Annotated in this window: 12 protein-coding genes and 1 pseudogene; 10 read left to right on the top strand and 3 right to left on the bottom strand. The window is 44.7% G+C overall.

Annotation, left to right across the window (positions count from 1 at the left end):
- Positions 1-175: 175 nt before the first annotated feature.
- The 4 genes from R8N46_RS17720 to R8N46_RS17705 all read left to right on the top strand — a co-directional run bounded on the left by R8N46_RS17720 (position 176) and on the right by R8N46_RS17705 (position 4,966).
- Entirely contained in the window at positions 176-1,645 is a 1,470-nt protein-coding gene (locus tag R8N46_RS17720; protein WP_115385827.1) for a protein adenylyltransferase SelO, read from the top strand.
- A 212-nt stretch (positions 1,646-1,857) separates the two neighbouring features.
- The gene (locus R8N46_RS17715; protein WP_017634784.1) at positions 1,858-2,856 is read left to right on the top strand and encodes a TRAP transporter substrate-binding protein; all 999 of its coding nucleotides are present in this window, start codon (positions 1,858-1,860) and stop codon (positions 2,854-2,856) included.
- A gap of 70 nt (positions 2,857-2,926) precedes the next feature.
- On the top strand, positions 2,927-3,601 hold the full coding sequence (locus R8N46_RS17710; protein ID WP_005382256.1) for a TRAP transporter small permease: 675 nt from the start codon (positions 2,927-2,929) through the stop codon (positions 3,599-3,601).
- Between the two features lie 3 nt (positions 3,602-3,604).
- On the top strand, positions 3,605-4,966 hold the full coding sequence (locus tag R8N46_RS17705; RefSeq protein WP_005382255.1) for a TRAP transporter large permease: 1,362 nt from the start codon (positions 3,605-3,607) through the stop codon (positions 4,964-4,966).
- 33 nt (positions 4,967-4,999) lie between these two features.
- Here R8N46_RS17705 and R8N46_RS17700 read toward each other — a convergent pair whose 3' ends face one another.
- The 3 genes from R8N46_RS17700 to R8N46_RS17690 form a co-directional block, all read right to left on the bottom strand.
- Positions 5,000-5,182: a hypothetical protein gene (locus R8N46_RS17700; RefSeq protein WP_021034161.1), complete on the bottom strand. Its 183-nt coding sequence runs from the start codon at positions 5,180-5,182 to the stop codon at positions 5,000-5,002.
- A 78-nt stretch (positions 5,183-5,260) separates the two neighbouring features.
- Positions 5,261-6,598, bottom strand: coding sequence for a sigma-54 dependent transcriptional regulator (locus R8N46_RS17695; RefSeq protein WP_318098490.1), 1,338 nt, complete (start codon positions 6,596-6,598; stop codon positions 5,261-5,263).
- A 4-nt stretch (positions 6,599-6,602) separates the two neighbouring features.
- Positions 6,603-8,408 carry a sensor histidine kinase gene (locus tag R8N46_RS17690; RefSeq protein WP_115385828.1) on the bottom strand — a complete coding sequence of 602 codons (1,806 nt, stop codon included), beginning with the start codon at positions 8,406-8,408 and terminating at the stop codon, positions 6,603-6,605.
- A gap of 39 nt (positions 8,409-8,447) precedes the next feature.
- Here R8N46_RS17690 and R8N46_RS17685 point away from each other — a divergent pair.
- From R8N46_RS17685 to R8N46_RS17660, 6 genes and pseudogenes are all read left to right on the top strand, one after another.
- Positions 8,448-8,660, top strand: a pseudogene (locus R8N46_RS17685) (hypothetical protein).
- Positions 8,661-8,934: 274 nt separating this feature from the next.
- The gene (gene tig, locus R8N46_RS17680; protein WP_005382251.1) at positions 8,935-10,242 is read left to right on the top strand and encodes a trigger factor; all 1,308 of its coding nucleotides are present in this window, start codon (positions 8,935-8,937) and stop codon (positions 10,240-10,242) included.
- Between the two features lie 105 nt (positions 10,243-10,347).
- Positions 10,348-10,974 (top strand): ATP-dependent Clp endopeptidase proteolytic subunit ClpP, encoded by a 627-nt coding sequence (gene clpP / locus R8N46_RS17675; RefSeq protein ID WP_005382347.1) that lies wholly within the window; start codon positions 10,348-10,350, stop codon positions 10,972-10,974.
- A gap of 70 nt (positions 10,975-11,044) precedes the next feature.
- Positions 11,045-12,325: an ATP-dependent protease ATP-binding subunit ClpX gene (gene clpX / locus R8N46_RS17670; RefSeq protein WP_005382345.1), complete on the top strand. Its 1,281-nt coding sequence runs from the start codon at positions 11,045-11,047 to the stop codon at positions 12,323-12,325.
- A gap of 130 nt (positions 12,326-12,455) precedes the next feature.
- The gene (gene lon / locus R8N46_RS17665; protein ID WP_005384300.1) at positions 12,456-14,807 is read left to right on the top strand and encodes an endopeptidase La; all 2,352 of its coding nucleotides are present in this window, start codon (positions 12,456-12,458) and stop codon (positions 14,805-14,807) included.
- A 191-nt stretch (positions 14,808-14,998) separates the two neighbouring features.
- Positions 14,999-15,271, top strand: a complete 273-nt coding sequence (locus tag R8N46_RS17660) for an HU family DNA-binding protein (RefSeq protein WP_005382341.1) — start codon at positions 14,999-15,001, stop codon at positions 15,269-15,271.
- Positions 15,272-15,283 lie beyond the last annotated feature (12 nt).

Raw genomic sequence — 15,283 nt, 5'->3', positions numbered from 1 at the left:
CCTTTGATCGTTTTTACATGCTACCTCCGTTTAGGAGATGGTCTGCGGCAGGTTGATACCTTCCTGCCGCCTTCGCGTTATTCACGCAAAATACCCATGCCAATTTCATGGCTGAATGACAGGGACATTCACACGTATACTCACAACAGTACTTCTTTTTATTAAGGAACCCTACATGTCCATTTGGCAACGGGTCAATTTCACCCATCGCTTTAGTCAATTACCGTCAGCGTTCTATACGTTGGTCGAGCCACAACCCTTGGACAACACTCGCTGGGTCGCTTGGAATGGTGAGTTTGCACAGCAGTTTGGTTTACCAGAAGAGCAAAACGATGAGTTATTGGCGGTTTTTTCTGGGCTAAGTGAATTCGAACAATTTCGTCCTCTTGCGATGAAATATGCAGGCCATCAGTTTGGCGTTTACAACCCAGATTTGGGCGATGGACGTGGATTACTGTTGGCAGAAATTGAGCATCAGGATGGTACTTGGTTTGATCTTCACCTCAAAGGTGCAGGGCTAACGCCTTACTCGCGAATGGGGGATGGGCGAGCGGTATTACGCTCGACTATCCGTGAGTACCTGTGCAGTGAAGCCATGGCAGGCCTTGGGGTTCCCACGACACGTGCTCTCGGTATGATGGTCAGTGATACACCTGTTTATCGAGAAAAAACGGAATCGGGCGCTTTGTTACTTCGAATGGCTGAAACCCATGTTCGATTCGGTCACTTTGAGCATTTCTTTTACACCAACCAGTTAGCAGAGCAGAAGCTGTTGGCGGATAAGGTGATTGAGTGGCACTTTGCTGATTGTGCATCGGCGGAGAAACCATATGCCGCGATGTTTGACGCCATCGTGACTAAAACAGCCGAGATGATCGCATATTGGCAAGCTTTTGGTTTTGCGCATGGTGTGATGAATACCGATAACATGTCAATTCTTGGGCAAACTTTTGATTATGGTCCGTTTGGCTTTCTTGATGATTATGAGCCGGGATACATTTGTAATCATTCAGACTACCAGGGTCGTTACGCATTTGATCAACAGCCTAGAATTGCGCTTTGGAACTTGTCAGCATTGGCGCATGCGCTATCGCCACTCGTTGAACGAGAAGATTTAGAATCGTCGTTGAGTCAATTTGAAGTTCATTTAAGCCAGCAGTTCAGCTGCCTCATGCGTGAGAAGTTGGGCTTAAAAACTAAGATAGCGGAAGACGGGCGTTTGTTTGAAGCTATGTTTGAGCTTCTTCACCAGAACAAAACGGACTACACTCGCTTCTTCAGAACACTTTCAAACCTTGATAATGCGCCTTCCCAAGCCGTAATCGATTTATTTCTCGACCGAGAAGCTGCGCGAGCTTGGCTTGATCTGTACTTAGCTCGGTGTGAGCTAGAGGTTGATAAACTAGGGGGCCAGATTTCAACCGAACAGCGTTGCAAACAGATGCGTCAAGCCAATCCCAAATACATCTTGCGTAACTACTTGGCTCAGTTGGCGATTGATAAAGCGGAAGAAGGGGACTTTAGCGAATTACACCGATTGGCCGGACTGTTAAAACGCCCATTTGATGAGCAACCCGAGTTTGATGATTATGCGAAATTGCCGCCGGAATGGGGGAAGAAAATGGAGATAAGCTGTTCTTCATAAATGGGTCATTTCCCACCCATTTATATCTTTTTCTTGGGTGGAATTCACTCGTTACACTTCGGATTCATGTTAATGGTCTTTTTTAATCTATTGAAATACATATAAATTTTAACATGGTCCATTAATTGCTCTTTGTTGAACATTCGTACCCATCGCCTAACACCTAGTTACTCATGGACGGGATGGGATGTGATTCAACAAGGAGAATAATAATGTTTAAGCCTCTAACTCTACTATCTGTCTCTGCACTTGCTGTTACCAGTTTTAATGCTGCCGCAAATTGTGACCCGGGTGAAACGGTCATCAAGTTTAGCCATGTAACGAACGCGGACAAACACCCTAAAGGCATCGCGGCTTCGTTACTTGAAAAGCGCGTCAACGAAGAGATGAACGGTAAAGTCTGTATGCAGGTGTTTCCTAACTCAACACTTTATGATGATGACAAAGTGTTGGAAGCGCTACTGAATGGTGATGTTCAACTCGCTGCTCCTTCTCTTTCTAAGTTTGAGAAATTCACCAAGAAGTACCGCCTTTTCGATCTTCCTTTCTTGTTCGATGATGTCGACGCGGTTGACCGTTTCCAAAACTCGGAAGCGGGTGAAAAGCTGAAAAATTCAATGAAACGTCGTGGCCTACAAGGCATTGCGTTTTGGCATAACGGCATGAAGCAAATGTCAGCCAACAAGCCGCTCATTTCTCCAACTGATGCTGAAGGACTTAAGTTCCGTGTTCAAGCCTCTGATGTACTCGTTGCTCAGTTTGAGCAGCTAGGTGCTAACCCACAAAAAATGTCGTTCAAAGAAGTTTACGGCGGCTTGCAAACCAAGGTTATTGATGGTCAAGAAAATACTTGGTCAAACATTTACGGCAAAAAATTCTTCGAAGTTCAAGATGGCATTACGGAAACGAACCACGGAATTCTGGATTACTTAGTTGTGACGTCAAACGACTTCTGGAAAAACCTACCAGATGATCAGCGCGAGCAGTTAAATACCATTATTCAAGAGGTAACTGCGCAGCGTAATGCTGAGTCAACCAAAGTAAACCTTGCGAATAAGAACAATATCATCGAAGCCGGTGGTGTGGTTCGTACTCTAACGCCAGAACAGCGCCAAGAATGGGTCACTGCACTTCAACCAGTATGGAAGAAGTTCGAAAAAGACATTGGTTCTGACCTAATCGAAGCCGCTTTGGCGTCTAACCAAAAATAATAACACCTAGCACATTTAGCCCTCTCAAACTAAGGGGGCTCTTTCCCTCTACAGACGACGTGATGTAATTATGGAACAGACTTTTTTTGCCAAGGCTGGACGAATCACCGATGCCATTGAAGAGACTTTGATTGCTTTCTTCTTGGGTGCCATGACCTTGCTGACCTTTGCCAATGTCATCTTTCGTTATGTCTTTAACGACAATATTCTTTGGGCGCTTGAGCTCACCGTTTTCATGTTCGCATGGATGGTGTTGGTTGGCGCATCTTATGGTGTGAAAAAACACTTTCATATTGGTGTCGATGTCATTATTAACATCGTTCCGGAAGGTAAACGAAAAGCCCTGGCGCTTTTTGCAGCAATGTGTTGCTTAGCCTTCTCTATTTTGCTGTTAATTGGCGCTTGGAACTACTGGTATCCGTTCGCTACTGACCGAGCGTGGTATGAAACGGACGATATTCCGATGCCTGAAATGCTCCAGTTCATGGCCGACTGGTTAAATGAGGGAGAGCGTTATGAAAAGCTGCCACGTTTTATTCCTTACTTCGCTTTGCCACTTGGAATGGCGCTACTAACGTTTAGATTTGTTCAAGTCACGTGGCAAATCGCTACTGGTAAGCTCGATCGCTTGATTGCAGGACATGAAGCGGAGGAAGAGCTCGAATCTCTTAAAGCTGAGATGAGTGACGCTGAAGACGTAATGGCTCCAAAGGCCTCGCAAGACGCTAAAAACAAGGAGCAATAAGCCATGGATATCTTATTTCTATTTTTGATGGTAATTGGCTTTATGCTGGTTGGCGTGCCAATTGCTATTTCGCTGGGCCTTTCCAGTGTTCTTTTCCTTTTAATGCATTCGGATGCCTCTTTAGCGTCAGTTGCTCAAACGCTGTTTAATGCATTCGCGGGCCACTACACGCTATTGGCTATTCCATTCTTTATATTGGCTTCAAGCTTTATGTCGACGGGTGGCGTAGCAAAGCGGATCATTCGTTTCGCCATTGCCATTGTAGGCTGGTTCCGCGGCGGTTTGGCGATGGCTTCGGTTGTAGCGTGTATGATGTTTGCCGCGTTGTCAGGTTCCTCACCTGCAACGGTTGTTGCCATAGGTAGTATTGTTATCGCAGGTATGATCAAAAACGGTTACTCAAAAGAGTTTGCCTCTGGGGTAATTTGTAACGCAGGTACGCTAGGGATTTTGATCCCACCTTCGATTGTGATGGTGGTGTATGCAGCCGCAACGGATGTGTCAGTTGGACGTATGTTCCTTGGTGGTGTGATTCCCGGTTTGCTGGCGGGTGTCATGTTGATGATCGCGATTTACATTGCCGCGAGAATCAAGAACCTTCCAAAGCAACCTTTTGTCGGTTGGAAAGAAACTTTTGATGCCGCCAAGGATGCAAGCTGGGGCTTGTTGTTGGTCGTCATCATTCTTGGTGGTATCTATGGCGGTATCTTTACGCCGACAGAAGCCGCTGCGGTTGCTGCTGTGTACTCATTCTTTATTGCTAACTTTGTATACAAAGACATGGGGCCATTTGCAGACAAGAAAAACACTAAACCTGCGCTCGTTAAAATCTTCCAAACCTTTGTTCATAAAGACACCAAACACACCCTGTATGAAGCGGGCAAACTCACCATCATGCTGCTGTTCATCATTGCTAATGCCTTAATTTTGAAGCATGTTTTAACGGAAGAACGCATCCCGCAAATGATCACCGAGTCGATGCTCTCGGCTGGTCTCGGACCAATCACTTTTTTGATTGTGGTGAACGTCTTGTTGCTGATTGGTGGTCAGTTCATGGAGCCATCAGGCTTGTTGATCATTGTTGCGCCGCTCGTGTTCCCAATTGCGATTGCATTAGGTATAGACCCAATTCATTTGGGCATAATGATGGTGGTGAATATGGAGATAGGAATGATAACGCCGCCCGTGGGTCTTAACTTATTTGTGACCGCTGGTGTTGCCAAAATGTCGATGATGAACGTAGTGAAGGCAGCATTACCCTGGGTTGGAGTGATGTTCTTGTTCCTAATTATCGTCACATATGTACCATGGGTTTCGACTTGGCTGCCTACTACCTTGATGGGGCCGGAGATCATTACCAAGTAATGGAAGCCAGAAAGTAGAAAGAGGTGTGAGAATTCACACCTCTTCGTCTATTGACTTGTAACAAGTTTTGCGCGGGTCTGAATTAATTCGACGTTCATAGTGTCGCCACCTCTTTTTATTTTTACGACGCTCTTCACCGAATCTTCTCTCTTCTTGATAGCAACCGTCTACGAGCACGGTATCTGTAACAATCGGTATTCTCACTTTTTCGTTCATATCTATAACAACCATGATAAACCCGTTGTTAAAAATTATGATTCAAGTTGAGTATAATGCCAGCTATTTGAACGTGTTTTATTTGTAAAGGTCTTTATTTATTTGGTAGCGCTGCATCTTGTCGTAAAGGGTTTTTCTTGGCACATTCAATTGGCACATTGTCTGTTTAATACTACCGTTGTTCTCTAATAAAGCGCCTTCAATGGCTGCTCTCTCAAACTCCGCCACTTGCTCTGCAAGGCTTGAGGAAGACTTAGCAACTGGGTTCGATTCTCCCAACTGAATTAACTTACCCAATAGCACAAAACGCTCTGCAGCATTTCTGAGTTCTCGAACATTGCCAGGCCAGTCATGGCTCATCAGTTGCGCTAGATCTTGGGGTGACAAGCTAGGTGAGCTTTTGCCATAACGTGAAGCTGCTACCAACAGAAAGTGGTGAAAGAGGGCTGGAATGTCTTCTTTTCGTTCGCGTAGTGGCGGGAGATCCAAGGTCACGACATTGAGCCGATAATAGAGGTCCTGACGAAAAGTACCTTCTTCAGCTGCGTGTTTTAAATCGACCTTTGTTGCGGCAATCACTCGAATATCTAAAGGCAATAATTCATTTGAACCGACACGCTCAATCACGTGCTCTTGTAATACCCTCAATAAACGAATTTGGGCTTGGATAGGCATCGACTCGATCTCATCCAAGAAAAGTGTGCCGCCTTGTGCAAACTCAAATTTACCGATACGACGGCTTTCGGCGCCAGTGAATGCGCCTTTTTCATGGCCGTAGAGTTCACTCTCAATTAAGTTCTCTGGAACCGCTCCACAATTTACGGCGACAAAGTTTTGGTTCCGGCGAGAGCTTTGCTCATGTAAAGAACGAGCGATTAACTCTTTCCCTGTACCGGTTTCACCAAACAATAAAATATCGGCGTCGGTATCGGCGATTTGGGTGATGGTCTCTCGTAATATTTGGATGCTAGAGGTTTCACCAATAACTCGTGGACCAAGGGTTTTACTGGCTTTAAGTGACAGGCGCAGTTTTTCATTTTCATTGGTTAGTTTGCGCTTCTCAATCGCCCGCTTAACCGTTTCAACCAAATGTTCTGGCGCAAAAGGTTTCTCAATAAAGTCGTAAGCGCCTTGATGAAGGGCTTGCACAGCCATGGAAATATCACCGTGTCCAGTGATCATGATGACGGGTAAGTTTGCATCGCGTTGAGTCAAAGTTGTCAGCATATCCATACCAGAAATGCCCGGCAAACAGATATCAGTGACCACGACGCCAGCTTCTTCTCCTTGCTGCATCGCTATTAAAGCCGATTCTGCATCCACAAAAAACTTGGCGTCGATATCCGCCAGTTCAAAGGTCTGTTCTATAGCGATTCTGAGATCGGCCTCATCATCAATAAAAAACACCTGACACATGATCTTATCCTTTTGATGGTTCAGTGTTGTAAGAAGTGATAGGTAAACACAATGAGAATCGAGCGCCGCCTTGTTCTCGATTATGGGCACATAATTTTCCTTTCATACTGGCTAAGATTTGTTGCGAGATAGAGAGACCCAAACCTAAACCGTTCAGTTTAGTGGTTAGAAACGGTTCACATAAATCAGAAAGTGAGAAAGAGCCAAGCCCTGGGCCATTATCATCAACATGAATCCAAACCAAATCAGTGTGCTCATCGTGTTCTACAGATAATTCTACCTGTTTGTCTTGTTGTTCTTTGAGTGCTTCTATCGCATTAGTCAGTAAATTGACCAACACTTGCTCCAGTTGAATAATATTGATCTGCACTTCAACATCATGCTCTGGCAAATTTGTTTCTAACGTGACGCGCCCTGATTTAAATGCGGGCTTCATCAGTTCTTTTACAGAGGCAATAACAGGGAACAATCGAGATTGAGCCAACTCGTCACCACTGGTTTTTTTGGCGAAAGAGCGAAGTTGCTGACTGATATTTGCCATACGGTCAGTGAGAGCAGAAATGCGAGTGAGATTATCTTCCACTCGCTCATATTTTTCTTTTTTTAGAAACAGCTTGCCGTTCTCCGCAAAGCTACGAATTGCCGCAAGTGGATTATTCAGTTCATGGCTGATACTGGCCGACATTTGTCCTAACACCGCGAGTTTCGCTGCTTGCACCAATTCGTCTTGAGTAACGCGTAAAGTTTGCTCGGTATCGATACGCTGTGCGATCTCCGCTTGCAACTCGGCAGTCCGTGCCATGACTTGATATTCCAACTTTTGATTGGCTTCTTGTTGAATTCGTTCAATTTGCAAGTGACGCTGTTGACGGTGATAAATAAGCTGACCAATTAAAAACAAAACCATGAATGCTAGAGTGAGTACAAAGATGTAACCCATGGTGAACCAAACGATAGACTGTTTAGGAGACAGCACACGAATTGTCAGTTTGAGTTCGGGAAGGGGCAGCGAAGAGACCACCAAGGTTCCTTTATTGTATGGGTAACCCTGTTTAAGCTCAGAATGCACCTCGTCCAAACTACCCACTAATCCAAGCGTTTCAATTGGCGCATCAAGATATTGTTGGCTTGCCCAAACTTGCTTTTTCTCTTTTTTTGTCAGTGGTCGTAAGCTTTTGAGTAGCCATTCACTTCGGCTACTCATGAAAACAATTCCGTATGGGTCGCTGGCGACAAAAACACTGTTAGGTTGCTGCCAGTTGTCCTCTATCTTACTTAGGTCCATCTTCACCACGACGACACCAAGTACACCGCCAGCGTATACGATGGGATAAGAATAGTAGTAGCCACGTTTACCAGATGTTGAGCCCAGTGCGTAGTATTGGCTTCTTTTGCCTACAATGGCTTGTTTGAAATAAGGGCGAAATGCAAAATTTCGCCCGATAAAGGAGCGCTCTTTACGCCAGTTGCTGGCTGCGATCGTTGTACCCCATTGATCGATTAAGTAGGTGTCCGCTGCTTCAATCACGCCATTAACGGATTCTAAATACCGATTAGTGATTTCCAGTTGCGCACTGTTGTTGGGGTGCAGAAGCGCTTGATAAAGTGGATCATCTTTAGCTAGAAGATTTGGGATATGGGCGTACTTATCGAGTTTATTTTTTATATGGCCAGAAAATTGCTCAAGCTGTGATTGGTGTTTATCAAGTAGAGATTGATAACTGGTCTGCCAAACCCAATGGCCACCGATAATTGCGCACAGGAAATAGAAAGCAAAAAATGTCAGCAGAATCCGTTTTTTTTGCGACATCCTTACACTCCTTACAACTTCCTTTGGTCACGTAAGAAAATGTTAATAGTTTGTAGGAAGGATTAGGGATTTAGTTTTCAACTCTGTGGAGTAAAACAAGAGCAAGATCTCTTTTTAGGCTTTTCGATAAAAAAACCGGTCGATTCTCTTGAAAAAGTCGCTATTGTCCCCATTCTAGATATGCTGGCGATGCTTAGACGGTGTCTGAATCGCATTTTTGAAGAAAAAATGGGTCAGCATTCGAGAATTTAGCGCAGACAATGTCCACATAGTGGCTATTGGCTCGACAGGGTTGCGACAGATCGCTAGAATGTCGCGTCTAAAAATTCTGTCCTGAGGCTAATAGGAGATACCTTTGGTTATTTTATCGAAGATATCACTGATTAGTCCGGTACTGACAACCAGTATCGATACTCGATTTTAAATTAGGTGTTCGGACAGAACACTACACAAGGATGAAGCGTAAGCTCCTCTGAGTTTCGCTCATACGCTCGGAAAACCGAGCCACTTTAGAGGTTTATATATAATGCAAGTTACTGTTGAAACGCTAGAGGGCCTAGAGCGCCGTCTAAACATTACTGTTCCAGCTGCAAACATCGAAGACGCTGTAACAGCTGAACTACGCAACATCGCTAAAAACCGTCGTTTCGATGGTTTCCGTAAGGGTAAAGTGCCTCTAAAAATGGTTGCTAAGATGTACGGCAAAGCAGTACGTCAAGACGTTCTTGGTGAAGTAATGCAACGCCACTTCATCGAAGCTATCGTTAAAGAGAAAATCAACCCAGCTGGCGCTCCAACTTTCGCTCCTGTAGAGAACAAAGAAGGTTCAGACCTAGTTTTCACTGCAACTTTTGAAGTTTACCCAGAAGTTGAGCTTAAAGGCCTAGAGAGCATCACTGTTGAAAAACCACTAACAGAAGTTAAAGATGCAGACGTAGAAGAGATGATCGATACTCTACGTAAGCAACAAGCAACTTGGGTTGAAGTTGAAGAAGCAGCAGAAGATGGCAAACGCGTAAGCATCGACTTCGTTGGTTCTATCGACGGTGAAGAGTTCGAAGGTGGTAAAGCTGAGAACTTCCCTCTAGAAATGGGTGCTGGTCGCATGATCCCTGGTTTCGAAGACGGTATCGCAGGTAAAACTGCTGGTATGGAATTCGACATCGACGTGACTTTCCCAGAAGATTACCACGCTGAAAACCTAAAAGGTAAAGCAGCTAAGTTCGCAATCAAAGTGAACAAAGTTGAAGCTCGTGAACTACCAGAACTAAACGACGAGTTCGTTGCTAAGTTCGGTGTTGTTGAAGGTGGTGTTGAAGCACTTAAAGCTGAAGTTCGTAAGAACATGGAACGCGAACTTAAGCAAGCTGTTAAGAACCGCATCAAAGAGCAAGCGATTGACGGTCTAGTTGAGCAAAACGACATCAACGTACCATCAGCGCTTATCGAGCAAGAAATCCAAGTTCTGCGTCAACAAGCTGCACAACGCTTCGGTGGTAACCCAGAAGCTGCTGCTCAGCTTCCACGTGAACTGTTCGAAGAACAAGCTAAACGTCGCGTAGTTGTTGGTCTTCTACTAGGTGAAGTAATCAAATCTGAAGAGCTAAAAGCGGACGACGAGAAAGTTAAAGCTCTAATCGAAGAAATGGCTACTGCATACGAAGATCCATCAGAAGTTATTGCTTACTACGAGCAAAACGAAGAAATGATGAACAACATGCGCAACGTAGCTCTAGAAGAGCAAGCAATCGACGCGATCATCGCTAAAGCACAGGTTTCTGAGAAAGAAGTAGGCTTCAACGAGCTACTTAACCAACAACAACCTGCTGCTTAATAAGCAATATCTTGCGTAGAAGGTTGACTTAACGTTAACTATTCTGCTAACAATGGTCCGTATGATAGTCATCATCCGGGCCATTTATTTTAGGGACATAAGAATATGAGCTACCAAGAAAAAAATGCAATGTCGCCAATTATGGACGCGCTAGTACCAATGGTGGTTGAACAAACTTCCCGAGGCGAACGCTCTTACGACATCTACTCACGTCTGCTTAAAGAGCGCGTGATTTTTTTAACGGGTCAAGTGGAAGACCACATGGCAAACCTTGTCGTGGCTCAGCTACTTTTCCTAGAATCTGAAAATCCAGATAAAGATATTTTCCTATACATCAACTCGCCAGGCGGCAGCGTAACAGCTGGTATGTCTATTTACGATACCATGCAGTTCATTAAGCCAAATGTCAGCACTGTGTGTATGGGTCAAGCATGTTCAATGGGTGCCTTCCTGCTTGCAGGTGGTGCGCCAGGTAAGCGTTACGTACTGCCTAACTCACGTGTAATGATCCACCAACCATTGGGTGGTTTCCAGGGTCAAGCTTCTGATATCCAAATCCATGCTCAGGAAATCCTGACGATTAAACAGAAGCTAAACAAGTTGTTAGCAGAACATACAGGCCAACCTCTTGAAGTCATTGAGCGCGATACTGATCGTGATAACTTCATGTCATCAGAGCAGGCTGTGGAATACGGTATCGTGGATGCAGTGTTAAGCCACCGTGGCGAGTAATTAGCCAGCGCATTTTGGCAAAAATTGATATACACTCATTCATGAAGAGTAAAGGCTAAGAGGTTAGCGAATGACAGATAAAAGCAAAGAAAGTGGCAGCGGTAAATTGCTGTACTGTTCTTTCTGCGGCAAAAGTCAGCACGAAGTTCGCAAGCTAATCGCAGGTCCGTCAGTGTACATTTGCGACGAATGTGTCGACTTATGTAACGATATTATTCGCGAAGAAATCAAGGATGTTCTCCCTAAGAAAGAATCTGAAGCGTTACCAACGCCAAAACAGATCCGTGAACACCTTGATGACTATGTGATCGGGCAAGATTACGCGAAAAAAGTGCTCGCAGTTGCGGTATATAACCACTACAAGCGTTTACGCAATGGTGATACAACGAGCGAAGGTGTGGAGCTTGGTAAGAGTAACATCCTTCTAATTGGTCCTACAGGTAGTGGTAAAACACTACTTGCGGAGACATTAGCTCGATTCTTGGATGTGCCATTTACAATGGCAGACGCGACGACACTAACCGAAGCCGGTTACGTAGGTGAAGACGTTGAAAACATCATCCAAAAGCTTCTGCAAAAATGTGATTACGATGTAGCTAAAGCAGAACGCGGCATCGTTTACATTGATGAAATTGATAAGATTTCACGCAAAGCTGAAAACCCATCTATTACGCGTGACGTATCTGGTGAAGGTGTTCAGCAGGCGCTACTAAAACTTATCGAAGGTACGGTTGCATCGGTTCCACCTCAAGGTGGTCGTAAGCATCCTCAGCAAGAATTCCTACAAGTGGACACATCTAAGATCCTGTTCATCTGTGGTGGTGCTTTTGCTGGCTTAGACAAGGTGATTGAGCAGCGTGTTGCAACAGGTACAGGTATTGGCTTTGGTGCTGAAGTTCGTTCGAAGAATGAATCGAAGACGGTAGGTGAGCTATTTACTCAAGTTGAACCTGAAGACTTAGTGAAGTACGGCCTCATTCCAGAATTCATTGGTCGTCTACCTGTAACAACAACACTGACTGAGCTTGATGAAGAAGCGTTGATTCAGATCCTATGTGAACCGAAGAACGCACTGACCAAGCAATATGCAGCATTGTTTGAGCTAGAAAACGCCGAACTTGAATTCCGTGAAGATGCGCTGCGCGCTATCGCGAAAAAAGCAATGGAGCGTAAAACAGGTGCTCGTGGCTTACGCTCGATTCTTGAAGGCGTGCTACTTGAAACCATGTACGAATTACCATCTGCAACAGACGTTAGTAAAGTCGTGATTGATGAGTCCGTCATTAATGGCGAGTCAGAGCCACTGCTTATTTACAGTAACGCAGACAATCAGGCAGCTGGAGCAGAGTAAATTCAGCCATAATGAAAAAGGAGGTAAGTAATTACCTCCTTTTTTTATTTCTCTTATTGAATCCAAACAATTAGCCCCCATATACTGCCTTAAGTAATACGTTAAACGTGAAAGCGGAAGAGAGAATTATATGAACTTGGAACGTTCCGAGCGTATCGAGATCCCGGTACTACCTCTACGTGACGTAGTGGTCTACCCACACATGGTTATTCCATTGTTTGTTGGTCGTGAGAAATCGATTAGCTGTCTAGAAACGGCGATGGAAACCAACAAACAAGTTCTTCTTGTGGCACAAAAGCAAGCGGATACTGACGAGCCTACGGTTGACGACCTATTTGACGTAGGTACGGTAGCCACCATTCTCCAGCTCTTGAAGCTTCCGGATGGCACAGTAAAAGTATTGGTCGAAGGCCAGCAGCGAGCAAAAATTAATCACTTTAAAGAGAGTGACTTCTTCCTAGCGGAAGCTGAATTTGTTGTTACGCCAGAATTGGATGAGCGTGAGCAAGAAGTGATTGTTCGCAGCGCGATTAATCAGTTTGAAGGGTTCATTAAGCTAAACAAGAAGATTCCACCAGAAGTGCTAACGTCCCTTAATGGTATCGACGAAGCCGCACGCTTAGCGGATACCATCGCGGCTCATATGCCGTTGAAGTTGGTGGATAAGCAGCAAGTGCTTGAAATTGTTGACGTCACTGAGCGTCTGGAATTCCTGATGGGCCAGATGGAATCAGAGATCGACTTGCTGCAAGTTGAAAAACGAATTCGTGGTCGCGTTAAAAAGCAAATGGAAAAATCTCAGCGTGAGTACTATCTGAATGAGCAAATGAAAGCGATTCAGAAAGAACTTGGTGAGATGGAAGACGCACCAGACGAGTTCGAAACGCTACAGAAGAAGATTGACGAATCAAAAATGCCTCAAGAGGCACGTGAAAAGACAGAACAAGAGTTGCAAAAGCTTAAGATGATGTCTCCAATGTCTGCTGAAGCAACAGTGGTTCGTAGCTACATCGATTGGATGGTCAGCGTTCCTTGGGCTAAGCGCTCAAAAGTTAAGAAAAACTTAGCGAAAGCAGAAGAGGTTCTTAATGAAGATCACTACGGTCTAGAACGCGTCAAAGAACGTATCCTTGAATACTTGGCGGTTCAAAACCGTATCAACAAGCTAAAAGGTCCTATCCTTTGTCTTGTTGGTCCTCCTGGTGTCGGTAAAACATCTCTTGGTCGTTCAATTGCTTCAGCTACAGGCCGTAAGTATGTTCGTATGGCGTTGGGTGGTGTGCGTGATGAAGCGGAAATTCGTGGTCACCGTCGTACTTATATCGGCTCATTACCAGGCAAATTGATCCAGAAGATGTCGAAGGTTGGTGTGAAGAACCCGCTGTTCTTATTGGACGAAATCGACAAAATGTCTTCCGATATGCGTGGTGATCCGGCATCGGCTCTGCTAGAAGTACTTGATCCTGAACAGAATAACTCGTTCAACGATCACTACCTAGAAGTGGATTACGATCTCTCTGACGTTATGTTTGTTGCGACATCGAACTCGATGAACATCCCGGGTCCATTGTTAGACCGTATGGAAGTTATTCGTTTATCTGGTTACACCGAAGACGAGAAGCTGAACATTGCAAAACGTCACCTTGTTGATAAACAAGTGAAGCGTAATGGCTTGAAAGCGGATGAGATCGTCATTGAAGATTCTGCGATTATTGGCATCATTCGTTACTACACGCGTGAAGCGGGTGTCCGTAACTTAGAGCGTGAGATTTCTAAGATCTGCCGTAAAGCGGTGAAGAACATCTTGCTGGATAAGGACATCAAGTCAGTAACGGTAACGATGGACAACCTAAAAGAGTACTTAGGTGTTCAACGTTTCGATTACGGTAAAGCGGATGAAAGTAACCGAATTGGTCAAGTAACTGGCCTAGCTTGGACAGAAGTGGGTGGCGATCTATTAACGATTGAAACTCAATCAATGCCAGGTAAAGGTAAGCTGACACAAACGGGTTCTCTTGGTGATGTGATGCAAGAGTCTATCCAAGCAGCAATGACAGTGGTTCGCTCTCGTGCAGAAAAGCTAGGTATCAATACTGACTTCTACGAGAAGAAAGATATTCACGTACACGTACCGGAAGGCGCGACACCAAAAGATGGCCCAAGTGCGGGTACAGCAATGTGTACGGCATTGGTTTCTTCTCTGACAGGCAACCCTGTGAAAGCAGAAGTAGCGATGACGGGTGAAATCACACTGCGTGGTGAGGTTCTACCTATCGGCGGCCTAAAAGAGAAGTTACTTGCGGCACACCGTGGTGGCATTAAGACAGTGCTAATTCCAAAAGATAACGAGCGTGATCTGGAAGAGATTCCTGATAATGTTATCGCTGATCTGAAAGTTATCCCTGTACAGTGGATTGATGAAGTACTGAAAGTCGCACTAGAGCGAGACCCGACGGGCGTTGAGTTTGAGTCTCAAAAATAGTGATGTGTAGCAAAAATAAGTAAAAGTTTACGCTGATAAGCCCAAAAAGGCTTGTCAGCGTTTTTTTTGGGCGCTAAGTTAGTTTCGATAGCTGCCAGCCCTTGATGAATAAGGGGTGGAGCATATTTTCTTAACAATGGAACGAAAGTCATCACAAAAATAATCACAGATGACACAAAGGGGAAATTACAGTGAATAAAACTCAGTTAGTAGAACAAATCGCAGAAAATGCAGATATTTCTAAAGCGTCAGCGGGTCGTGCTCTAGATGCATTCATCGAAGCAGTAAGCGGAACTCTTCAATCTGGTGATCAAGTCGCTCTAGTTGGCTTTGGTACATTCAGCGTTCGTACTCGTGCTGCACGTACTGGTCGTAACCCAAAAACTGGTGAAGAAATCCAAATCGCAGAAGCAAAAGTACCAGCTTTCAAAGCTGGTAAAGCACTGAAAGACGCTTGTAACTAATCACGGCGTTAT

It is taken from the genome of Vibrio sp. 1874 (genome assembly GCF_033344395.1).
In the GTDB taxonomy this organism is placed as follows: Bacteria; Pseudomonadota; Gammaproteobacteria; order Enterobacterales; family Vibrionaceae; genus Vibrio; species Vibrio alginolyticus.
The sequence above is the reverse complement of the archived record's forward strand: the minus strand, read 5'-3'. Positions and strand labels throughout refer to the sequence as shown.